The sequence below is a fragment of the Aeromonas sp. 84A genome (genome assembly GCF_051919345.1).
Taxonomy (GTDB): domain Bacteria; phylum Pseudomonadota; class Gammaproteobacteria; order Enterobacterales; family Aeromonadaceae; genus Aeromonas; species Aeromonas veronii.
Genome location: NZ_JBQBEW010000001.1, coordinates 1534192 through 1552565, shown reverse-complemented (window position 1 = coordinate 1552565; position 18374 = coordinate 1534192). Strand labels below are relative to the sequence as shown.

The 18374-nt window shown below is 60.7% G+C and carries 13 protein-coding genes, 8 tRNA genes and 1 pseudogene; 16 read left to right on the top strand and 6 right to left on the bottom strand.

The genetic code is table 11. From position 1 onward, the window contains the following. The first annotated feature begins 264 nt into the window (after positions 1 to 264). From ACTG20_RS07250 to ACTG20_RS07215, 8 genes are all read left to right on the top strand, one after another. Positions 265 to 341 (top strand) — tRNA-Met (locus tag ACTG20_RS07250). A gap of 8 nt (positions 342 to 349) precedes the next feature. Further along, positions 350 to 424: transfer RNA gene (locus ACTG20_RS07245), tRNA-Gln, on the top strand. A 46-nt stretch (positions 425 to 470) separates the two neighbouring features. Further along, a tRNA-Gln gene (locus ACTG20_RS07240) sits at positions 471 to 545 on the top strand. Between the two features lie 41 nt (positions 546 to 586). Next, positions 587 to 661, top strand: a tRNA-Gln gene (locus ACTG20_RS07235). A 39-nt stretch (positions 662 to 700) separates the two neighbouring features. Next, positions 701 to 777: transfer RNA gene (locus tag ACTG20_RS07230), tRNA-Met, on the top strand. Positions 778 to 787: 10 nt separating this feature from the next. Further along, a tRNA-Gln gene (locus tag ACTG20_RS07225) sits at positions 788 to 862 on the top strand. Positions 863 to 901: 39 nt separating this feature from the next. After that, positions 902 to 978, top strand: a tRNA-Met gene (locus ACTG20_RS07220). An 8-nt stretch (positions 979 to 986) separates the two neighbouring features. Beyond that, a tRNA-Leu gene (locus ACTG20_RS07215) sits at positions 987 to 1070 on the top strand. A 218-nt stretch (positions 1071 to 1288) separates the two neighbouring features. On the opposite strand, the pseudogene ACTG20_RS07210 reads toward ACTG20_RS07215, so the two are convergent. Further along, positions 1289 to 3119 (bottom strand): annotated as a pseudogene (locus ACTG20_RS07210) (SLC13 family permease). 263 nt (positions 3120 to 3382) lie between these two features. Between ACTG20_RS07210 and pnuC the strand changes: the two are divergent. From pnuC to nifJ, 7 genes are all read left to right on the top strand, one after another. Beyond that, complete coding sequence (gene pnuC, locus ACTG20_RS07205; protein ID WP_194495436.1) at positions 3383 to 4099, top strand: nicotinamide riboside transporter PnuC; 717 nt, start codon at positions 3383 to 3385, stop codon at positions 4097 to 4099. A 3-nt stretch (positions 4100 to 4102) separates the two neighbouring features. Further along, positions 4103 to 4828, top strand: a complete 726-nt coding sequence (locus ACTG20_RS07200; protein ID WP_159144214.1) for a nucleoside phosphorylase — start codon at positions 4103 to 4105, stop codon at positions 4826 to 4828. Between the two features lie 105 nt (positions 4829 to 4933). Further along, complete coding sequence (locus tag ACTG20_RS07195) at positions 4934 to 5605, top strand: Crp/Fnr family transcriptional regulator (protein ID WP_194495438.1); 672 nt, start codon at positions 4934 to 4936, stop codon at positions 5603 to 5605. Positions 5606 to 5647: 42 nt separating this feature from the next. Continuing rightward, the gene (gene yqfB, locus ACTG20_RS07190) at positions 5648 to 5971 is read left to right on the top strand and encodes a N(4)-acetylcytidine aminohydrolase (protein WP_194495440.1); all 324 of its coding nucleotides are present in this window, start codon (positions 5648 to 5650) and stop codon (positions 5969 to 5971) included. A gap of 67 nt (positions 5972 to 6038) precedes the next feature. Beyond that, the gene (locus ACTG20_RS07185) at positions 6039 to 6440 is read left to right on the top strand and encodes a DUF1622 domain-containing protein (RefSeq protein WP_194495442.1); all 402 of its coding nucleotides are present in this window, start codon (positions 6039 to 6041) and stop codon (positions 6438 to 6440) included. Positions 6441 to 6640: 200 nt separating this feature from the next. Continuing rightward, entirely contained in the window at positions 6641 to 8281 is a 1641-nt protein-coding gene (locus ACTG20_RS07180) for an alpha-glucosidase (RefSeq protein ID WP_194495444.1), read from the top strand. Between the two features lie 228 nt (positions 8282 to 8509). Further along, on the top strand, positions 8510 to 12055 hold the full coding sequence (gene nifJ / locus ACTG20_RS07175; protein ID WP_194495446.1) for a pyruvate:ferredoxin (flavodoxin) oxidoreductase: 3546 nt from the start codon (positions 8510 to 8512) through the stop codon (positions 12053 to 12055). A gap of 111 nt (positions 12056 to 12166) precedes the next feature. Here the strand turns inward: nifJ and ACTG20_RS07170 are convergent, their stop codons facing one another. Continuing rightward, complete coding sequence (locus tag ACTG20_RS07170) at positions 12167 to 13531, bottom strand: MDR family MFS transporter (RefSeq protein WP_194495448.1); 1365 nt, start codon at positions 13529 to 13531, stop codon at positions 12167 to 12169. A 171-nt stretch (positions 13532 to 13702) separates the two neighbouring features. On the opposite strand from ACTG20_RS07170, the gene ACTG20_RS07165 reads away from it, so the two are divergent. Beyond that, entirely contained in the window at positions 13703 to 14299 is a 597-nt protein-coding gene (locus ACTG20_RS07165) for an HAD family hydrolase (RefSeq protein ID WP_194495450.1), read from the top strand. A gap of 85 nt (positions 14300 to 14384) precedes the next feature. Here ACTG20_RS07165 and ACTG20_RS07160 read toward each other — a convergent pair whose 3' ends face one another. From ACTG20_RS07160 to astA, 4 genes are all read right to left on the bottom strand, one after another. Further along, a complete protein-coding gene (locus tag ACTG20_RS07160) occupies positions 14385 to 14645 on the bottom strand; it encodes a hypothetical protein (protein WP_194495452.1) in 261 nt (86 codons plus the stop codon). 234 nt (positions 14646 to 14879) lie between these two features. Next, complete coding sequence (locus ACTG20_RS07155; protein WP_194495454.1) at positions 14880 to 15677, bottom strand: DUF1338 domain-containing protein; 798 nt, start codon at positions 15675 to 15677, stop codon at positions 14880 to 14882. A 59-nt stretch (positions 15678 to 15736) separates the two neighbouring features. Continuing rightward, positions 15737 to 17206: a succinylglutamate-semialdehyde dehydrogenase gene (astD, locus tag ACTG20_RS07150; protein WP_194495456.1), complete on the bottom strand. Its 1470-nt coding sequence runs from the start codon at positions 17204 to 17206 to the stop codon at positions 15737 to 15739. A 72-nt stretch (positions 17207 to 17278) separates the two neighbouring features. Next, positions 17279 to 18298, bottom strand: a complete 1020-nt coding sequence (gene astA / locus ACTG20_RS07145; protein WP_005334994.1) for an arginine N-succinyltransferase — start codon at positions 18296 to 18298, stop codon at positions 17279 to 17281. Between the last annotated feature and the right edge of the window lie 76 nt (positions 18299 to 18374).

The window sequence follows — 18374 nt, the reverse complement described above, 5'->3', positions numbered from 1 at the left end:
CTAAAGACCAACTTCCTGTTCAACGTCTAATACCATGACAGGCCAGCATTTGCTGGCCTGTTTTTTATCTACCATTGCCCGGGCAATAATGGCAATGTCTTAAAAAAAACCAGATTGTTGGGCTTTTGCGCAACAGAGACCAATAACTGGTCAAACGCACTCAAATTGCGTTTTTCTGGCAAAAAAAGGGTTGACGCCCCAGAGCCAGATACGCATAATTCGGCCCGCACGGTGACGAGGTAACGACTCACCGGAAGCAAGGTTGGCTATGTAGCTCAGTTGGTTAGAGCATCGCACTCATAATGCGGGGGTCACAGGTTCGAATCCCGTCATAGCCACCATCTCTAGTTGGGGTATCGCCAAGCGGTAAGGCAGCGGGTTTTGATCTCGCCATCCCTAGGTTCGAATCCTAGTACCCCAGCCATTTTTAAAAGTTCTTTGCCAGTCTCGCGACTGTTGAGGAACGCTGTTGGGGTATCGCCAAGCGGTAAGGCAGCGGGTTTTGATCTCGCCATCCCTAGGTTCGAATCCTAGTACCCCAGCCATTTTTGAAAGGTGTTTGATAGTTTCTGTCAGGCATCACTGTTGGGGTATCGCCAAGCGGTAAGGCAGCGGGTTTTGATCTCGCCATCCCTAGGTTCGAATCCTAGTACCCCAGCCATTTCTCTGTTCTCTTCCACATCAGTGGTTGATAACAAACGGCTATGTAGCTCAGTTGGTTAGAGCATCGCACTCATAATGCGGGGGTCACAGGTTCGAATCCCGTCATAGCCACCATTATTTCTGTTGGGGTATCGCCAAGCGGTAAGGCAGCGGGTTTTGATCTCGCCATCCCTAGGTTCGAATCCTAGTACCCCAGCCATTTTTCTGTTCTCTTCCACATCTGTGGTCGATAACAAACGGCTATGTAGCTCAGTTGGTTAGAGCATCGCACTCATAATGCGGGGGTCACAGGTTCGAATCCCGTCATAGCCACCATTAATATTGCGGAAGTGGCGAAATTGGTAGACGCACCAGATTTAGGTTCTGGCGCCCTAGGCGTGAGAGTTCGAGTCTCTCCTTCCGCACCATTAATAGCAGTACCAAACAGACCAGCTCACGCTGGTTTTTTTGTATCTGAAATTTGCCTCTCCCCAGTTTTTCTCTCGCTCCTCTATTAACCCATCTCCACGTTAATTCCCGTCCATATCACTCTTCACTGATTCCGAGCACGCCTTGCCACGCTTGTCTCCCGGCCATAAAAAAGCGGCCCGCAGGCCGCTGGTGCACACATTCATCATCCCGGTTATCAGAACGGGAAGAACCAGGGGATCGCCACCACGCTCACCGCCATCACCAACAGGGTGAATGGCACTCCGATACGGATAAAATCGGCAAACTTGTAGTTGCCCGGCCCCAGTACCAGGGTATTCACCGGTGACGAGACCGGCGTCATAAAAGCGGCCGAGGCGGCAATGGCAATGGTCATGGCAAACGGATAGGGCGAGACTCCCATCTGCTGGGCCGTGCCCAGTGCAATGGGCGCCATCAACACAGCTGTCGCGGTGTTGGAGATAAAGAGCCCGATCACCGCGCAGAGGGCAAACAGGCTGGCCAGCATGACCCGCGGCCCCATCTCCCCCACCGCATTGATCAGACCACCGACGATCAGATCCACTCCGCCGGTTTTTTGCAGCGCCAGCGCGAAGGGGAGCATACCGACGATGAGGATCAGGGTCGGCCAGTGGATCGACTTGTAGGCACTCTCCATGTCGATGCAGCGAAACTTGCCCATCAGCAGACAGGCGATCAGCGCGGCAATCACGTTGGGCACCGGATCGGTCACCATCAGCAGGATCATCACTCCAAGACAGAAGAGGGCATGAATAGCCTGACTGCGGGCGGGGGCCATCTCGTCCACTTCGGCGGGCAGCCCCATCAGCAGAAAGTCACGGCTATGGGTCTGCAACTGTCTGATGTGGCTCCAATTCCCTACCACCAGCAGGGTATCCCCCATCTGCAACGGCTCGTCTACCAGCTTGCCTGCCAGTGCCTCACCGTCGCGGCGCAGCCCCACCACGCTCAACCCATAGCTGGAGCGAAAGGTCACCTCACGCACGCTTTTACCCAGCAGCTTGGACTCGGGGATCAGCGACACCTCGGCCATCCCCACCTCCCGCGCCTGATCGGAAATACTCCCCGCGCAGGATCATGGGTTCGAGCCGCGCCTCGGTGCAAAACGCCCGCACATCCACCTCGGGGTCTGACATGTCGATCAGCAGAACATCCTTGGCCTGAAATTCACTGATCCCCGACACCGGCACCATCACCCGGCGAAACTTGCGCCAGCGCTCCACCCCGATGACGTGGGCACCATAACGGGCGCGCAGTTGCAGCTCGTCCAGGGTGTGACCAATCAGCGGGGAATCCGGCCGCAGCGCCAGACGGCGGGCCCGACCGGCCAATCGGTAGTCTCGGATCAGATCGCGCAGGGTGCGGCGCCCGGTCGGCTTGCCCTTGCCCTCTTCCCCTTCACCCACCAAGGAGCCGCGCACCAGCAGCATGTAGAGGATGCCCAGCCCCAAGATCAGCAGGCCCATGGGGGTGAAATCGAAGAACCCGAAACCATGTATGCCGTGGCGCATCAGCTCGCTGTTGACCACCATGTTGGGGGGCGTCGCCACCAGCGTCATCATGCCGCTGATCAGCCCGGCAAAACCGAGGGGCATCATCAGGCGACCGGCCGGGATCCCCATCCGGTTCGCCACGCTCAGCACCACCGGGATAAAGATGGCCACCACCCCAGTGCTGCTCATCACAGCCCCCAGACTCGCCACCGCCACCATCAGCAGCACCAGCAGCTTGGTCTCGCTGCTACCCGCCACCTTCACCAATGCATCCCCCACCTGATAGGCGATGCCGGTGCGCACCAACCCCTCCCCGACAACAAACAGGGCGGCTATCAGAATGACGTTGGGATCGCTAAAGCCCGCCAGTGCCTCCGGCAGGGTGAGGGTGCCGCTCAGCACAAACAAGATGACCACGCCCAGGGCGACCACGTCCATGCGCACCTTGTTGGTCATGAAGAGATAGATGGCGCCAGCCAGCAGACAGAGCACCCAGACAAGCTCGGAATTCAATACAACCTCCTTTTATCACGTGATTCTCCTCCCGGAGAGTGGACTCTATCAGACCACAGCCACGGCGCTATCATCTTGCTACATATCAATAAAGTCCGACCCGCTGGGGCCCCATAACCCATCACTGCTGGAATAACCGGGCACCAGCGGCGATTTCTTTGATATGGGCCAAGTACGGGGCGGACAAAAGTCCTGCCCCTCCTCCCCCTCACCCCTTAGAATGGCGCCCTCGCATACTAACCCTCATGCCCAAGGATCAGAAAATGAGCATATTCGAGCTGTTCAGCATCAATAACACGCTAGTGACCATCCCGCTGGGTGGCGGCTATGCCATGTCATGGATTGAAGCCATCGGCACCCTGTTTGGTCTGGCCTGTATCTGGTTCGCCAGTCAGGAGAAAACCATCAACTACCTGTTTGGTCTGATCAACGTCAGCCTGTTTGCCATCATCTTCTTCCAGATCCAGCTCTACGGACTGTTGCTGCTGCAGCTGTTCTTCTTCTGCGCCAACGTCTACGGCTGGTACGCCTGGACCCGCCCGGCCAACGATCAGGGGGATACCCTGCAGATCCGCTGGCTCAGCAGATCCAAACTGATGGTGACCGCCGCCGTGAGCGTGCTGGCCATCGCTCTGCTGACCCGCTATATCGACCCGGTCTTCGCCACCCTGGCACGCACCTCGGTCTCCCTGCTCAACCTGTTTGGTGCCAACCTTGCCATCCCCGAGCCCTCCCCCGATGCCTTCCCGTTCTGGGATGCCAGCATGACGGTGCTCTCGGTGGTCGCCCAGATCCTGATGACCCGCAAATACGTGGAGAACTGGATCCTCTGGGTCGTCATCAACATCATCAGCATCGGTGTCTATGCCGCGCAGGGCGTTTACGCCATGTCGCTGGAGTATCTGATCCTGCTGTTTATCGCCACCAACGGCACTCGCCTCTGGGTGATTGCCGCCAAGCGCCAGCCACAAGGTCTGTAAGCCATGAGTCTGTTACCCCATCTCCAGTGCCGCCCCGACCAGATTGCCGAGCGGGTGGTACTGTGCGGCGACCCGGCCCGGGTCGATCGCATCGCCAGCCAGCTCGAACAGTGTGAAGTGCTGGGGCAAAACCGGGAGTTTCGCCTCATCAACGGCCGCTATCAGGGGCTGCCCATCACGGTCTGCAGCACCGGCATCGGCGGCGCCTCAGCCATCATCGCGCTGGAGGAGCTGGTGCAAGCCGGCGCCCACTCGCTCATTAGGGTCGGCTCCGCCGGTGCCCTGCAACACGATATCGGGCTGGGCGACCTTATCGTGGTAGAAGGCGCTGTGCGCAATGAGGGCGCCTCACAGGCCTATCTGCCCGCCGAGTACCCCGCCTGCGCCGATATCTGGCTGCAAGCGGCCCTGCTCAACCATGTGGCCACTAGCAGCCAGCCTCATTGGCACGGGCTGGTACGCTCCCACGACAGCTTCTATCGGGATGACGAGCAGGAGGTGTGCCGCTACTGGCATGCCCGTGGCGTGCTCGGCGCCGATATGGAGACAGCCTCCCTGCTGACCGTGGGCCGCCTGCGCAAGGTGCGGGTCGCCGCCGTGCTCTGCAACGTGGTGCTGTTCGAGCAGGATGTGCAACAAGGGGTAGCGGATTACGCCAGCGCCGAACAGGCGATGATGGCCGGTGAGCAGCACGCCATCGCGGCTGCCCTCCACGCCCTGGTGCAATAAACCGTAAACCGTTAACTGCGGCACATCCGCTACCGTGCGGGCTGGTATCCGGCCCGCACTCTTGCTAGCCTCATGGCCCTCGTCATCCGGTGCGACAGGCAAGTCATGCAGCAACAGCCCTACCCCCTCGGCCGTTTTCACGCCGAACTCGCCAAACTGGAACCCCGCTTTGCCGCGGCGCTCGACGCCTGCACCCTGTTTCTGCGCCGTTACCTGCCGGGCGAATTGATCATGCGGCAGGGGGAGCAGAGCGAGCAGCTCTATCTGGTCGAACATGGCCGGGTCTCCCTCAACAGCACGGTACACTCTGGCCGCCGCTTCCAGCTTGGCGAAATTGAGTGCCACAGCCAGATCTTCGGCGAGATGGAGTTCTTCAGCGCCACCCCGGTGCAGTGGAACGTGGTGGCCGAGACCGAGCTGGATGCCCGAGTCATCTGCGCCCACAAACTAGCCCAGCGGCTGCTGGCCGAACCCGAGTTGACCCTCTTTTTCGCTGCGGCGCTTGCCAGCGACTATCTCGATACGCTGGAGATCACCACCAGCCGACTGCTCCACCCCATCGCCTACAACATCGCCTATGAGCTATGGCGTGAGCGCCAGCGCACTCCGATGCTGGGATCGCGCAAGCGGGCCCACGAGGCAGCGCGCTTCGGCACAACAGAGCGGGTCTACCGCCGCGCCCTCAAGGAGCTGGTCGAACAGGGCATAATTGCCGACAGCAGTGACGGCCCCGTTATCGCCGATCTGGCCAGGCTGCGCGCCTATCTCGATCTTTGATTTCCATTCACCTCATTTCGATTCACCCAGTCAGGAGTCACCATGTCTGCTCATTCCTATCCCGAATTCACCTTCTTCAGCCGCTTCGTTGCCGACATCCAGGCGGGCCGCAAGACCATCACCATCCGCGACGAGAGCGAGGCCGACTGGCAGCCCGGCCAGCGGCTGGCGCTGTTCACCAACCCGGAGCACCAGCCCTTTGGCACCATAGAGGTGCTCTCGGTCAAGGCGGTCGCCTTCGATGAGCTCAATAACGAGCATGCCCGTCAGGAGAACATGACCCTCCCCGAGCTCAAACAGGTGATCCACGATATCTACCCCGATCTGCCGCCGCTCTATGTGATTGAATTCAAGCTGATTGCCTGAGCCGGATTTGGCCTTTGCCGAGCGATGTGTTAATAGTGTCCTCTTTTGAATCAGGGAGGTGACCCGAGTGTTTGAGATAGCGAGCCTGAGAGAAGGGATGATGCACGGGGTCGAGCTGTTCCAGCTGCTGCTGGAGATCATCTCCATCGCCTGTGTGGTGATAGGGCTTGGCAAGACCCTCTGGCTGGCGGCAAGAGTGCGGGATCACCAGCCCGGCTTTCCGCGTATTCGTCTCTGCTTTGGCAGTTGGCTCATTCTGGCGCTGGAGTTCCAGCTCGCCGCAGACATCCTGGCCACCACGGTCGCACCGAGCAAGGAGGAGCTGATCCGCCTCGCCATCATCGCGGTGATCCGCACCTTCCTGAACTACTTCCTCGGCAAGGAGCTGGAGGCGCAAGCGGAAAGCCAACAAGAGAAGGCAGAGCGCCAGCAGGAGCAGCGCATCGAGCAGGCCAAGGCTGCTCAATAACCTGTATTCCTGCAGAGTATCAGTGCTAAGTGCCGTGCCATCCCGACCACCTCCGTGGCCCGGGATGGCACCTTTGTGACCCTTCCCGCACTTTTGGCAATCAGCCAACTATGGAACCCTTTTCAAGGTTTCCCCTGCCCTGTCGAGTACCCGTTCATCTGCGTAAGATAGAAAATCTTCTCCCCCAACCGGCCACGCTGATGAACCCGCAACCCCTCCACACGCCCGATATCGACCTCGATAGCTGCGTCATCTACCAGATCTACCCCATGAGTTTTCAGGACAGCGATGGCGACGGCATGGGCGATATCAACGGCATCCGCCAGCGCCTCGACTATCTGGCACAGCTTGGTGTCGATATGCTCTGGCTCACCCCCATCTATCGCTCCCCCAAGCGGGACAACGGCTACGACGTGGCGGACTACCGCACCATCGACCCCGCCTTTGGCACCCTGACCGAGATGGAGCAGCTGATCGCCGAAGCGGCCGCTCACGGCATCGGCATCATGATGGATATCGTCGCCAACCACACCTCCACCGAGCACGAGTGGTTTATGAAGGCACTGGCTGGCGATCCCCGTTATCAGGGTTATTACGTATTCCGGGATCAAGCCTTTGTCGATGCTCACCCCATTACCTCGATTTTTGGCGGCAGCGGCTGGCAGTATGTGCCGGAGCTTGATCGCTACTACCTGCACAACTTCGATCCCAGTCAGGCCGATCTGGACTGGGACAACCCGGCGGTGCGGGCCGAAATGGCGGCGGTGATCAACTTCTGGCTGGGCAAAGGGATCAAGGGATTTCGCTTCGATGTGATCGACATGGTGAGCAAGGAGTGGGACCGGCTGGCCATGAGCAATGGCCCTCGCCTGCACGACTATATCCGTGAGCTCAATGCTGCGAGCTTCGGCGGCAAGGGGATCATTACGGTGGGGGAGACCTGGGGGGCCGATCTCGCCCATATGCAGAACTATTCGAACCATGATGGCAGCGAGTTCAGCATGGTGTTCAACTTCGAGCATCTGGGGCTCGGCAGTGACAAGTGGTCATCCCGCTTCGATCCCCTCGCCTTCAAGCGAGCCATGACCCGCCACCAGCAAGGGCTACACGGGCGTGGCTGGAACAGCCTGTTTCTCAGCAATCACGACCTGCCCCGCGCCGTCTCCCGCTTTGGCGATGACAGACCCGAGTGGCGTGAAACCAGCGCCAGGTTGTGGGCCATGGTGCTGCATATGATGCAGGGCACCCCCTTCATCTATCAGGGGGAGGAGCTCGCCATGACCAACCGCCACTGGCAGCCGAGCGAGCTGCGCGATGTGGAGGCCATCAACTACTGCGCCAGCCAGTCAGGGCTGGATCCTGCCGAGCTGAGTCGGCGGCTCGATGCCATTGGCCGCGACAACGCCCGCACCCCGATGCAGTGGGACGGCGGCCCCCACGCCGGATTCAGTACGGCCACGCCCTGGATTGCCCTCAACGCCAACCACGTTGCAATCAATGCAGCCGAGCAGCTGGCCCGCCCCGACTCGCCGTTTCACTGCTATCGCCAGCTTATCGCCCTGCGCAAGGCTCACCCTGTCGTTCGCCACGGCAATTTCGAGCTGCTGGATGGGGATGATCCCGAGCGCATCAGCTATCGCCGCCACTGGCAGGATCCGGCCAGCGGAGAGCAGCACACCCTGCTGCTGCTCGCCAATCTCACGGCGAACCCCTTGCCGATGCCCCACTTCGACAAGGTGACAGACAAGATGCGGTTGCTACTGGCCAATTACCCAAGCGAACCACTGCCACTCTTCGCCCCTTATCAGTGCGCCATCTGGCTGCAAGTGGATCAGGGTTAACCCCGTGCTGACGGGCCATACCAATGGCCCGTCAGCCACCTCCCGTTTGTTGTCAGCAGAAAATCATGCCCCCACGCGGCGGGATTAAATTAACCACTATTACTGACTTATTAATTGATTATTTATCCCGTTTGATACGCTCTCATTGCCCCTCTTACTATGCCAGCGACCTATCCATTGCCGATGCAACTATCGGCCTTCAAACTGGCATAGCAAAGTGGAAAACACATGATCACCACAGACGGGAATAACGCAGTCGCCTCGGTGGCGTACCGCACCAGCGAAGTCATCGCCATCTACCCCATCACCCCCAGTTCGGCCATGGCTGAACAGTCGTCGGCCTGGTCGAGCGAGCGGGGCAAGAACCTCTGGGGGGATGTGCCCCGGGTTGTCGAGATGCAGTCGGAAGGGGGCGCCATTGCCGCCGTCCACGGCGCCCTGCAGACCGGCGCGCTGGCGACCTCGTTTACCTCGTCGCAGGGGTTGCTGCTGATGATCCCCAACCTCTACAAGCTGGCGGGTCAGCTCATTCCCTTCGTACTGCATGTGGCAGCGCGTACCGTGGCGACCCACGCGCTATCGATCTTTGGCGATCACTCTGACGTGATGGCGGTGCGCCAGACCGGCTGCGCCATGCTCTGTGCCAGCAATGTGCAGGAGGCGCAGGACTTTGCCCTGATCTCCCAGATAGCGAGCCTCAACAGCCGCCTCCCCTTTATCCACTTCTTCGACGGCTTTCGTACCTCTCACGAGATCGCCAAGATAGCGCCGCTCGCTGACGGCACCCTGCGTGCCCTGTTGCCCGCAGATGCCATCCGAGCCCATCGTGACCGGGCGCTCACCCCCGACAAACCGGTCATTCGCGGCACCGCCGCCAACCCGGACACCTACTTCCAGTGCCGGGAGGCGAGCAACCCCTGGTATGACGCCGCCTATGGCCATGTGAGCGACGCGATGCAGGCTTTTGGCGAGCAGACCGGCCGCCACTACCGGCCGTTTGAATATGTCGGTCACCCGCAGGCGGAGCGGATTGTGGTGCTGATGGGCTCGGCGATTGGCACCTGTGAAGAGGTGATCGAGCGCCTGCAGGCCCAAGGGGAGAAGGTGGGGCTGGTGAAGGTGCGGCTGTTCCGCCCCTTCTCGGCCGGGCACCTGCTGGCCGTGATTCCCGAGAGTGCCCGCACCATCGCCGTGCTGGATCGCACCAAAGAGCCGGGCGCACAGGCCGAGCCCCTCTATCTCGACGTGATGACGGCGCTGGCCGACGCGGTCAGCCGGGGCGAGCGGGCAAGCCTGCCGCGGGTTATCGGCGGCCGCTATGGCCTCTCCTCCAAAGAGTTCGGCCCCGCCTGCGCGCTGGCGGTGTTTGCCGAACTGGCGCAAGAGAACCCGCGTCCGCGCTTTACCGTCGGCATCTTCGATGACATCACAGGCCTCTCGCTACCGCTGCCCACGCTGGATTCGCAAAGCCCCATCCACAGCCAGCAACACAAGCTGGAGGCGCTCTTCTACGGCCTTGGCAGCGATGGCACCGTCTCGGCGGCCAAGAACAGCATCAAGATCCTCGGCAACCACACCGACCTCTATCCGCAGGGCTATTTCGTCTACGACTCCAAGAAGGCGGGCGGCCTCACCGTCTCTCACCTGCGGGTGGGCGAGCGGCCGCTGCAATCGGCCTATCTGGTGGAAGAGGCGGACTTTATCGGCTGCCATCAGTGGCAGTTTGTCGACAAGTACCGGATGGCGGAGCGCTTGAAAACAGGCGGTATCTTCCTGCTTAACACCCCCTACAGCGAAGCGGAGATCTGGCAGCGCCTCCCCAGCGAGGTGCAGCACGCCCTGCGCGAGAAAGAGGCGCGCTTCTACATCATCAACGCAGCCAAAATTGCCCGCGACTGCCAGCTCGGCAACCGCATCAATACCGTGATGCAGATGGCCTTCTTCCAGCTCAGCGCCATCATCCCCCCCGAGGAGGCCACCAGCCTGCTGAAGCAGGCCATCGCCAGCAGCTATGGCAGCAAGGGGCAGACACTGGTCGAACGCAACTGGCAGGCACTGGAGGCAACCTGCGCCGCCCTGACCCGGGTGCAACTTGGCGAGCTGGATCCCGCCAGTCGCCCGCGCCCACCGGTGGTTTCAGCCAAGGCCCCCGATTTTGTCCAGACCGTCACCGCCGCCATGCTGGCAGGGCTGGGTGACAGCCTGCCGGTCTCCGCCTTCCCGCCGGATGGCACCTGGCCGGTCGGCACCACTCGCTGGGAGAAGCGCAATATCGCCAAGGAGATCCCCATCTGGGAGGCGGAGCTCTGTACCCAGTGCAACTACTGCGTCGCCGCCTGTCCCCACTCGGCCATTCGCGCCAAGGTGGTGGAACCGGATGCGCTGGCCGATGCTCCCGCCACCCTGGATGCGCTGGATGTGAAATCCCGCGACATGCGCGGCCAGCAGTACGTGCTGCAGGTGGCGCCGGAGGATTGTACCGGCTGCAATCTCTGCGTCGAAGTGTGCCCGGCCAAGGATCGCAACAACCCGGATCGCAAGGCGATCAATATGGCTTCACGCCTCGATCACCTCGACGAGCAGAAGGCCAACTACGACTTCTTCCTCGACCTGCCAGAGCGCAGCGCCGAGCAGCTGGAGCGCATCGACATTCGCACCTCCCAGCTCATCTCGCCGCTGTTTGAATACTCGGGCGCCTGCTCCGGCTGTGGCGAGACTCCCTATATCAAGCTGCTGACCCAGCTCTATGGCGATCGGCTGCTGATTGCCAACGCCACCGGCTGCTCGTCCATTTATGGCGGCAACCTGCCTACCACCCCCTACACCACCAACGCCGAGGGGCGCGGGCCGGCCTGGGCCAACTCGCTGTTTGAAGACAACGCCGAGTTCGGACTGGGCTTCCGCCTCACCGTCGATCAGCACAGGGAGCGGGTGCGCCGTCTGCTGGCGAGCCTGGGCGACACCATACCGGCAGCGCTGCGCGAGGCGCTCGGCGATGCCACCCTGCCGGTTTCCGAGCAGCGGGCCCATATCCAGCAGTTGCGAGCACTGCTGCAGGGGAGCCAGACCCCGGCAGCCCAAGAGCTGGCTCGCGATGCGGACTATCTGGTGGAAAAATCGGTCTGGCTCATCGGCGGCGATGGCTGGGCCTACGACATCGGCTTTGGCGGGCTCGACCATGTGCTGAGTCTGGGGGAGAACATCAATGTGCTGGTGCTCGATACCCAGTGCTACTCCAACACCGGCGGCCAGCAGTCGAAGGCGACGCCACTCGGTGCCATCACCAAGTTTGGCGAGCAGGGCAAGCGTAAGGCACGCAAGGATCTCGGCGCCAGCGTGATGATGTATGGCCACGTCTATGTGGCGCAGATCTCCCTCGGCGCCCAGATGAACCAGACTGTGAAAGCAATTCAGGAGGCGGAAGCCTACCCGGGCCCCTCTCTCATCATCGCCTACAGCCCCTGCGAGGAGCATGGCTACGACATGGCCGAGAGCCATGAGCAGATGAAGCAGCTGACCGCAACCGGCTTCTGGCCCCTCTACCGCTTCGATCCGCGCCGCGCTGACGAGGGCAAACTGCCGCTGGCACTCGACTCGCGGGCCCCCAATGCCTCGTTGGCCGAGACCTTGCGCCACGAGCCCCGCTTCCAGCGGCTGGAGCGCCAGCTGCCTGAGGTGGCCAGCCAGCTCTATCAAGAGGCGGAGCAGGAGGCCAATCGCCGCTTCGCCTGGCTGAGCCAGCTGGCAGGCAAGGAGAGTCCGGCGCAGGAGTAAGCCACGTATGGCTTGATGGCAGCAGCCACTCTATTCGCCAAATAACGATCAGGGCTCCCCGCGGGGAGCCCTGATGCTAGCTATGGTGAGCCAATATCGGCGCAGGCCAAATCAGGCGCTGATGGAGGCCAGCTCGTGGCGCTTCAACGCCAGCAGGGTGATGAGCAGCGCCAGCGTGGCGATCAATGCCATGCCGATATAGGTCGCGCTGAAGCCCGGGGCCAGCAGATCGGGGGCGAGCCGGCTCAGATCGCCACCGCTGCCGGCTGGCAGGCGGAAATGAAACAGCATGGAGCAGATGGCCACGCCGACGGCACCGCCAAGCTCCCGCCCGAAGTTGAACAGCGACATGCCGATACCGCGATCCTGCCGTGGCAGGGCATTTTGCACCACCACCGAGAGGGCGGGCAGCACCAGACCGAGACCGAGACCGGCAAACCCGAGCGCCAGCCTGACCCAGGCATCGAAGTGGATCTGCCACAGCGCCACCGCCGCAAGGCCAAAGCCCACCGCGACAAAGCTCTTGTAGTGGCCGGTACGGCCAATCAGCTTGCCTCCGACAAAGGCGCCGGCAGTGATGCAAATCATGAAGATAACCATGATGGCGCCGCTCTCGCTGGCGCTCATCCCCTTCTGCCACTGCATCTGCAACGGCAGATAGACCAGCACGGCAAACATTAGCAACTGGGAGAGCATCACCAGCAGCACACTCACCAGATAGCCGGGCAACCGGGCCAGGTGGGCGGGCAGAATGGGATCGTGGGCACGCCGCTCAATCAGAATGAGCAGCAGCAGCGCAACGCCCAGTGCCGCCGAGAGCCAGACGGCGGGCAGCGCCGCTTCCGGCGAGAGCAGCAACAGGGTGAGCGTGGTGACGGTAATCAGCAGACCCGCCCCCTTCCAGTCGAAGCGACTGTGACGACGCACGTTGAGCTGCTTGAGGTTGCGGTTGATGAGAAAGACCGCCAGCGCCCCGAGCGGCAGATTGATCCAGAAGATCCAGCGCCAGCTGAGCTGCTCGGTGAAGTAGCCGCCGAGCAAGGGGCCGGCGATGCTGGAGACAGCATAGACCGCCGAGATGTAGCCCTGATACTTGCCCACCTCCCGCGGCGGAATGGTATCGGCAATCACGGTAAACGCGAGGGCAATCAGGCCACCGCCCCCCAGCCCTTGCAGCACCCGCGCTGCCAGCAGGGTCTGCAGATCCTGAGAGAGAGCACAGGCCACCGAGCCCGCCAGAAACAGGCCGATGCCGATATTGAGCATCCGCACCCGGCCAAAAAGATCGCTCAGCTTGCCGTAGAGGGGCAGCACGGCGGTGGCTGCCAGCAGGTAGGCGGTCACCACCCAGGTAAGGGCGCCACCGGCATGCAGCTCGGCGCCAATCATGGGCAGCGGGGTAGTGACGATGCTTTTTTCCAGTGATCCCAGTGCGATCACCAGCGCCACACTCGAGAAGATGGTTTTCGGGGACATAAGAGGACTCGCTAATCTGATATGCCAAAGGATCCGGCATTGAGCGAATTATTGTCTCACAAATCAGCAAGAGATAGAAAAAACCACGGCCGGCCATCCTCAACCATGAGGCCGATCCCACAATCCAGGTCCCCGATCTGCTAGCCTGCCCTATTTAGCCAAGGAGTCCCCATGAGCGAGCAGTACCGGTTTGATCACTACGATGCCCTGATTTTCGATATGGATGGCACTCTGGTTGATTCCATGCCCCTCCACCTCGATGCCTGGGAGCTCACCTGCGCCGAATTCGGCATCCCCTTCAAGCGGGAGCAGCTCTACCAGTACGGCGGCATTCCGACTCGCAAGATCATCGCCATGCTGGCCGAGCAGCAGGGACTGGAGGTAGATACCGACGCCTTTGCCCGCCGCAAGATTGCCCTCTACATGGAGCATATCGACAAGGTCAGCGTCTTCCCCCGGATGTGGGAGCTGGTCAGGCACTACCACGGCAAGGTGCCGATGGGGATTGGCACCGGTTCACCGCGCAATCAGGCGGAGTCGATCCTGAAGAGTACCGGTCTTGACGCCTATATCTCTGTGGTGGTGAGCGCCGATGATGTCACCAACCACAAGCCGCATCCCGACACCTTCTTGCAGGTGGCCGAACTGCTCGGCGCCAATCCCGCCAACTGTCTGGTGTTTGAAGATACCCGGATCGGGCTTGAGGCAGGCAAGGCGGCAGGGATGGATACCGTGCTGGTCATCGAAGGTGACCTACACCCGCGCTAAACGGCTCAGGGGCAAGCAGGCAAACCGATAAAATGGTGCCATCACAGTGGCACCATTTTTTATTCAGGTGAGCATGGCGGTAGCGTCAGTGCCCGGACAGAGTTGCGATCACCGCCGGAATGGTGGCAACCGTCAGACAAAGGGCGTTGGCCTGCGCCTCATCCTGTAGTGCCTGATGAGTGCGAAGCAGCTCAAGGGCTTCGGCCGGGGTATCTGCAAAGGTGGGGGCGGCGATGGCGGCAAATCCCTGTTCGACCAGTTGACGACGCTCATCGCTATAGCTGGGTGCATTGGCATCTAGATAGGTAAGCGACTGACCCTGCTTGAAAAAGTGATAGTTAGGCATCGATTGGCCCCGCAAAAATAAAGCGCCATTCTACTCCTTTTTGCTCCGCCGCCAGCGTCAATCTGTGTCGTCTCAAGTGATCTCGTTCACATTTTTATCAACAAATTTTCACCTGTTAGGCGCCGTCCAAATCCCCTCTTCACGCGGCGTCAGACAACACCCGATACCGTCACTCTGCGCCAAACAAAACGCCTCCACAAAGGAGGCGTTGCGACTGAAACAGGGTGGCTCCCGTTACATGGCATTCGTCGATTCGAAGATCTTGTCCGCCGAAGCCTCGACAAAGCCCGGATAGAGCACACCATCAGCCTGCGGATAGCGCAGGGCAAACTCGTAGAAGCAGCTCGGGATGGTACGTACCCCATCGCTGAACGGCACCTCGGCTTTGTCAGCCATGGTGGAGGATTGCTCCAGCATCACCTGCGGATCCCCTTTCACCTCGCCACCCACGCTGTTGAGCACAAAACCCGCCGCCTTGAGCGCAGCATTGACCTGATGGATGGTGTCGAAATCCTTCAACTTGTTGATATTGACCGTGAAGTGGTTGGCACGATAGCCCCATGCTGCCATCCATGCCGCGTACTCGCTCTCCGCCAGCAGAGTCTGATAATCGGCATAGGAGACCTGCCAGGGGACGCCGGTGTAGAGAAATGCCGGGGTATCGGTCAGATGATCGGGCACCTGATCGGCCAGCTTGTGGATGATGGCCTGCGCCGCCGGGGAGAGCTCTTCGACCTTCAGCTCGCTGATAAACACCTTGGGAGCGTCCGGATCCTGATGCTCGAAGTGCTTGGCGTAGAGCTTCTTGGCCTTGAAGACATACTCGCCCTTCTGCTCGTAACCGAGCGCCAGGAAGTGGGCTGCCAGCTTCTCCAGCCCCAGCTTGGGCAGGTTGTAGGTACGAAACGCCACGTGATCGTTGACGATGGGCTCGCCGCCACCCAGCAGGGTGTGCACCTTGAGGGCGCTCGGCGTCACCTTGATGTAGTTGTCCCACAGATGACTGAACAGGGTGTCGATATCCTTTTGCATCTCTCTTTCCTTTGATTGCGGGTACAGATGGGGGCACCGCTGGATGCCCCGTGTCGTTATCAGAAGCGCAGGCCGGGCGACAGTTGATCCGGCATGGCGGCCTTGCTGTCTTCAACGGAGGCAACTGGGTAAGCACAGTAGTCAGCAGCGTAGTAGGCGCTTGCCCTGTGGTTGCCGGAAGCGCCGATGCCACCAAACGGCGCGGCACTGGATGCACCGGTGATGGGCTTGTTCCAGTTGACGATGCCGGCGCGGATCCGCTTGAAGAAGTGATTCCAGTCCGCCTCCTTGTCCCCCAGCAGACCGGCCGAAAGACCATAACGGGTAGCGTTGCCCTGATCGATGGCGGCATCGAAATCGTCATAGCGAATGAGTTGCAGCAGCGGGCCGAAGTACTCTTCGTCCGGCAGCGCGCTCACTGAGGTCACGTCGATAATGCCCGGGGAGACAAAGCCTGTGCCCGCTTCCAGGTGCTTGAGGGTAAGCAGGCTCTCGCCACCGAGGCGCTGCAGGTTGGCTTGCGCCTCGACCATGCCCAGTGCAGCCTTCTCGCTTATCATCGAGCCCATGAACGGCTGCTCGGCGGCGTCATAGAGGCCGACCTTGATCTGGCTAACCACCTCGACCAGTCGCTTGACCAGCGCATCGCCCCGCTCGCCCCGCTCGACAAACAGGCGGCGGGAGCAGGTGCAGCGCTGACCGGAAGTGATGAAGGCAGACTGGACGATGGCATGGACGGCGCCGTCGATGTCGCTCACATCTTTCACGATCAGCGGGTTGTTGCCGCCCATCTCGAGAGCCAGAATTTTGCCCGGCTGACCGGCAAACTGTTGATGGAGGAAATGACCGGTGCGGGATGAACCAGTGAAGAAGAGGCCGTCGATGTCGGGGTTGCCAGCCAGCGCCTTGCCAGTCTCGACCTCCCCTTGCACCAGATTGAGCACTCCCTTGGGCAATCCGGCCTCCTGCCACACCTTGACCATGGCTTCCGCGACCATGGGGGTCAGCTCGGAGGGTTTGAACACCACGGCGTTACCCGCAATCAGCGCCGGGACTATATGGCCGTTGGGCAGATGGCCCGGGAAGTTGTAAGGGCCGAACACCGCAACCACACCGTGGGGCTTGTGACGGACAAACGCCTTGGCGCCCGGCATGGCATTTTCAACGGTGCCGGTACGCTCGTCATGGGCACGAATGGAGATGGCAATCTTGCCCTGCATGGCGGCTACTTCGGTACGGGTCTCCCACAGCGGTTTGCCGGTTTCGCGGGCGATGGTCAGGGCCAGCGCCTCTTTCTGCTCGCCAAGCAGGTCGGCATAACGACGCACTATGGCCAGACGATCCTCAAGGCTCATGTCCGCCCAGTGGTAGAAGGCGGCACGGGCGGCCTTGACGGCGGCATCCACCTGCGCCGCACTGGCGGCAGCCCCCTGCCAGATCACCTCGTTCTTGGCCGGATCGGTTGACTCGAACGGCTTGCCTTCACCGGCAAGCCACTGACCGTCGATAAATTGCACTAACTGGCTCATCCATTCACTCCCTGTCGCTGGCAGGCAGCCTCGGCTGCCTGTCTGATAATCGGTTTGCTTGTCCTGTTTGCCTCAGTCGAGGTCAACCACCCGCACCATGTCGCCATCCTGCACCTTGAGTGCCGCCGCCATCTTGGGCGGAATGATGGCTTCGTGCTTGTCGAGATCGACGCGGATATTGCCGTAGCAGGCGCGGTAATGTTCGAAACGGCTGTTGCAGATAAGGTGGGTCTTGCCACCGATGGGCTCGCCCACCAGCACCCGCAGTTTCTTGCTGCGGCGCACGCTGCGGATATTCTTCACGTCACACTCGACGGTGGGGCCCGCATCGAAAATATCGACGTAGCCACGGTTCACGAAGCCCTCGTCCTGTAGCATCTTGATGGCGGGACGGGTCTTCTCGTGGGTCTGGCCGATAACGGCGCGCGCCTCTTTGCTCAGCAAATTGACGTAGATGGGGTACTTGGGCATCAACTCGGCGATAAAGCGCTTCTTGCCGATGCCGGTCAGATAGTCGACGGTAGGAAAATCCATCGAGAAGAAGTGGGTTTGCAGCCACTCGTAGAAGGGGCTGTGACCGTTGGCATCGGAGACGCCACGCATCTCGGCGAAGACGGTCTCGTCAAACAGCTCGGGGTGCTCGGCCATAAACAGAAAGCGGTGCTTGGAGAGCAGGCGGCCGTTGAGCCCCTCGCGGGCACATTCGCGCAAGAACAGGGTGCAGAGCTCGGAGTTGCCGGTGTAGTCGTTGGAGAGGGTCAGGGTTTCAACGACGTTGTAGATGCCGAGCTTGGGTGATGAGTGCACCACCTTGCCGATGTGGTAGTTGTAAAACGGCTGGGAGAGGCCAACCGCGGCATCGATGGCACAGGTGCCGACCATCTCGCCGGTCTCCAGATCCTCAGCCACGAAGAAGTAGAGGCAGTCCCCCTTGCCGGCGGGCTTGTCGGAAAAAGTCTGGGTAGAGGCATCAATCTTGCGCTGCAGCAACTCATCGTTGACGGGCAACGAGGTCATGCCGGTGCCGGACTCGATGGCGCAGGTCTTGAGCCCGGCAAAATCTTTTTGCTCGATGGGACGGATAACCAACATAAATGACAACTCCCTTTCATTGACGACAGGTGGGGTCCCGGCTCCTGCCGGGAGAGCTCCCCACCTCAATTTGAAA

Bases quoted from the DNA above. Each gene is read 5' to 3' on its own strand.
- pnuC (WP_194495436.1), top strand. From the start codon at position 3,383: ATGAGCATATTCGAGCTGTTCAGCATCAATAACACGCTAGTGACCATC.
- ACTG20_RS07200 (WP_159144214.1), top strand. From the start codon at position 4,103: ATGAGTCTGTTACCCCATCTCCAGTGCCGCCCCGACCAGATTGCCGAG.
- ACTG20_RS07195 (WP_194495438.1), top strand. From the start codon at position 4,934: ATGCAGCAACAGCCCTACCCCCTCGGCCGTTTTCACGCCGAACTCGCC.
- yqfB (WP_194495440.1), top strand. From the start codon at position 5,648: ATGTCTGCTCATTCCTATCCCGAATTCACCTTCTTCAGCCGCTTCGTT.
- ACTG20_RS07180 (WP_194495444.1), top strand. From the start codon at position 6,641: ATGAACCCGCAACCCCTCCACACGCCCGATATCGACCTCGATAGCTGC.
- nifJ (WP_194495446.1), top strand. From the start codon at position 8,510: ATGATCACCACAGACGGGAATAACGCAGTCGCCTCGGTGGCGTACCGC.
- ACTG20_RS07170 (WP_194495448.1), bottom strand. From the start codon at position 13,531: ATGTCCCCGAAAACCATCTTCTCGAGTGTGGCGCTGGTGATCGCACTG.
- ACTG20_RS07165 (WP_194495450.1), top strand. From the start codon at position 13,703: ATGAGCGAGCAGTACCGGTTTGATCACTACGATGCCCTGATTTTCGAT.
- ACTG20_RS07160 (WP_194495452.1), bottom strand. From the start codon at position 14,645: ATGCCTAACTATCACTTTTTCAAGCAGGGTCAGTCGCTTACCTATCTA.
- ACTG20_RS07155 (WP_194495454.1), bottom strand. From the start codon at position 15,677: ATGCAAAAGGATATCGACACCCTGTTCAGTCATCTGTGGGACAACTAC.
- astD (WP_194495456.1), bottom strand. From the start codon at position 17,206: ATGAGCCAGTTAGTGCAATTTATCGACGGTCAGTGGCTTGCCGGTGAA.
- astA (WP_005334994.1), bottom strand. From the start codon at position 18,298: ATGTTGGTTATCCGTCCCATCGAGCAAAAAGATTTTGCCGGGCTCAAG.